The organism is Acinetobacter sp. CIP 102637 (assembly GCF_000368425.1).
Classification (GTDB): Bacteria; Pseudomonadota; Gammaproteobacteria; order Pseudomonadales; family Moraxellaceae; genus Acinetobacter; species Acinetobacter parvus.
In genome coordinates this window covers 344,461-348,167 of sequence record NZ_KB849435.1, presented here as the reverse complement: position 1 = coordinate 348,167, position 3,707 = coordinate 344,461, and the positions used below count along the sequence as shown (strand labels likewise).

The following is a 3,707-nucleotide window of genomic DNA, read 5'->3' as shown; positions in this document are numbered from 1 at the left end:
TAGATCACTGCATTTGCTGCAAGATTCCCTGTATTGGTTTTTAACAGTGCAATGTCATTTGTGTTAGTCGTGACTCGTCCATCAATTCCTGAAATGGTTGTATTTAAAGTTCCAACTTCATTGGTAATACGATTATTCAGTGTTCCAACTTCTGTACCAATCTTGGTATTTAAAGTCGTAACTTCATTTCCAATTCGGGTATCTACACCATCAATACGGGTATTAATCGTATTGGCGCTAGTTGTAATTGCTGTATTTAGATTACCAACCTCAGTTGTTACTCGTCCATCTAAAGTGCTAATAGCAGTTGTATTGGTTGTAATTTTACCGTCCAAAGTTGTAGCTTGTTGGTCTGCATAAGTTTTTGCATTGGTTAAGGTCGTAGTCGCTGTTTGATCAGTGTAACCTTTCGCACTCGCTAAAGTCGTTGTCGCTGTTTGGTCTGTATAACCTTTCGCATCTGCCAATGTACTAGATAAGCCTGTGGTTAATGCTGTTGTCGATGCTTTGCTATCCAAACCTGTTGCTGCATCAGTTACTTTATTATTTAAACTATCAAATGCGGTTTTATCCGCTTTGGCAGCCAAGCCTGTGGTTAAATCAGTTTGTGATGCTTTGCCTGCAACAACATCATTAGTGGCTTTAAGTTGTTGACCTGTTACCGCATCAGTTGAAGTATCGGATAAAGTCGCATTTTGTAAATTGGTGATTTTTGTACCGCTTGCACCTGCCAGCGTTAATGTCGCTTGGTTCGAGGCGGTGTCGTATAGAACTGTATCGGCATTAGCTGTAAAATTACTTAATGCAGTATCCACATAAGCTTTATTGGTGGCATCAGTCGCATTTACTGGTGTTGCCACATTGGTAATCCGTTTTGTTGCACCTGCACGACCAACCGAAATTGTATTGGCTTCATCAGCCACTGAGTTTAGACCAATGGCGGTTGCTCCTGTTGCCACCGCTTTACTGTTAATCCCGAACACGCTACTATGGTCAGCCAATGCAAGGTTTCCGCCCTGTCCAAAGCTCTTCACAATATCAGTCGCCTGTGCAGCAGTTACGGCTTGACCATTCACTTTGGTCAATAATGATGGATTGACTTGTAAACTTAACCAATCTGCTGCTGTGGTTTCAATCACAACACCGTCCAAGGTTGTTACACCGCCTACAGTGGTCATGGTTGGTGTATAGCTTGGCGTTAAATTAAGTCGATCTGGGCTATAGGAACCGCTATATCTTGCCAATCCTGAACCTACTGCTGCGGTATTTTGTCCCATAGCAGTATTACCTGTTCCAAGTGCATTGGCATAGTAACCTCCTGAAACCAAATTATTAAACCCTACCGCATTTGACCCTGTGGTTTTTACAGTATTTGCCGTACCCAGTGCTGAACCAGCAAAGTTTCCCACTGAATTACTATAACCTATGGCATTTGTTCCCCAAGTCCCATCACTAACAATATTGCCAACGCCCATTGCAGTACTGAAAAATACACCATGGTTTTTATTATAAGAACCAAAGGCATTATTTCCATTACCAAAATTCGATACTACAGTATTACTATAACCCACCGCACTGCTATCACTACCCGATGCAATATTTGCTGTACCTACTGCACTACTATAAGAACCAACCGCTATATTTCCGCCTTTTTTGGCTGCATTGATAAACGCTGCAACTTTGTCTGGGTCGGCTGCTTTGGTTATTGTGACACCATTGGCAGCTGTAAAGGAGTCAATATCATCCAGACTGCTACCTGTACCTGTAGTCGTGACCGTAATGCCGCCCACTGCGGTAATTTTATTTGTTACTGCTGCTCTCGTAGTTGTATGTGCTGTACCTGATGCTGAACCTAAAGCGGTATCACCAGCATAGTGAGCATAGTTGTCGGTGGCGACTGTGCCACCTGTTACACTCGCAAATTTAGTATCTACATAACCTTTATTGGCTGCATCCGTCGCTTTGGTTGGGGTTGCAACATTGGTAATCCGTTTTTCTGCGCCTGCACGACCAACCGAAATTGTATTGGCTTCATCAGCCACTGAATTTAAACCAATAGCGGTAGCCCCTGCGGCAACGGCTTTACTGTTAATGCCGAATACGCTGCTTCGGTTAGACAACGCCAGGTTACCGCCCTGTTTGAAGTTATTGATAATATCGGTTGCCTGTGCTGCTGTGACGCTCTGTCCATTGACTTCGGTCAACAAGCTTGGATTGGCAGATAATGCCGCCCAATCTGCTGCGCTGGTTTTTATCACCACACCATCCAAAGTGGTGACGCCACCCACACTGCTAAACGTTGGTGTGTAGCTGAAGGGCGTTAAAACAACCTGTGGACCTAAATTACCTGCATAGTCGGCCAAACCGGAGCCGACCGCAGCACCATTTTGCCCAATCACGGTATTACCGGTACCTATGGCGTTGGCATATCCGCCTGTTACTATATTATTTAGACCTATGGCATTACCTCCAACCACAGTGACGGTATTTTTTGTGCCGATGGCTGAACCATACAGATTACTTACGTTATTGCTATAACCTAACGCATTAGTGCCCCAGGCTGAAGAATTAATTATGTTGCCAATACCAACCGCGGTATTTTTCGCAGCGCCATTGTTTTTATTATAGGCACCAAAAGCATTATTGAGGTCTCCATTCGATGCCGTGTTGTTAAAGCCAACCGCACTATTGTTGAAACCTGATGCACTATTGCTATTACCTAGCGCAGTACTAGAACTACCCGATGCGGTATTGCCCAAACCTACCGCATTACTGCCTGCACCACTGGCATTATTACTTACACCGACTGCGCTGGCAGCCACACCTGAAGCTATATTTTGACCTTTTTGTACCGCATCAATAAATGCCTGCTTTTCGTCAGAAGTTGGATTGGTATTGCCATCAATGGCTGTAATATTGCCCGTATTTAAAGCTGCAACCGATGTTGCTGTGGTGGTAATCGGAATGCCATCAATTGAGGTAATGACACCGCCTACACCTGGGACAATCAAAGCGTTGTTTATCCCTGAACCGATAGCATTTGAAAGCGTACCTGTGGCTTGGTTATGCGAACCTATGGCATTGCTAAATGTTTTACTGGCTGAATTTTGTACGCCGATAGCATTACTAAAAAAACCTGATGCAGCATTACCATAACCCACTGCACTGCTAACAGCACCCGATACAGTATTATTAGAACCCACTGCACTGCTATTAAAACCCGATGCAATATTTGCCATTCCCATTGCACTACTATTTATCCCAACCGTAATATTTCCGCCTTTCTTGGCTGCATTGATAAACGCTGCTACTTTAGCTGGTTGGTCTGCTTTGGTGGTCGTTACCCCACCCACTGTAAATGAATCAATATCATCCATATTCAGACTGGTTGAAGTTACGGTGATCCCTGCCACACTGGTCAAGGTTGTACCATTGTTAGTACTGATATGTGCAGTACCTCTCGCTGAACCTAAAGCCGTGGCGGTTGAAGTATGAGCATAATTGTCGCTGGCGATTGGCGTACTTCCGCCTGTAGGTAAATTATCAATCCTTGTATTTAAGGTTAAAACTTCGCTGTCTAGTTGTTTTTTATTGATTGCATCAGTATCGGCTGTACCTGCCTTAACATTGGTAATTTGTTTTTCTGCACCTGCTTTACCAACCGAAATACTGTTGTCTCGGTCAGTTTCAGAGTCGTTACCTAAAGC

General features: G+C 43.9%; 1 protein-coding gene. It reads right to left on the bottom strand.

Going from position 1 to position 3,707, the window contains the following annotated elements:
- Window positions 1-3,707, bottom strand: a 3,707-nt coding sequence (locus F967_RS04765; protein ID WP_004798512.1) for a beta strand repeat-containing protein, incomplete at both ends; no start/stop codon positions are given.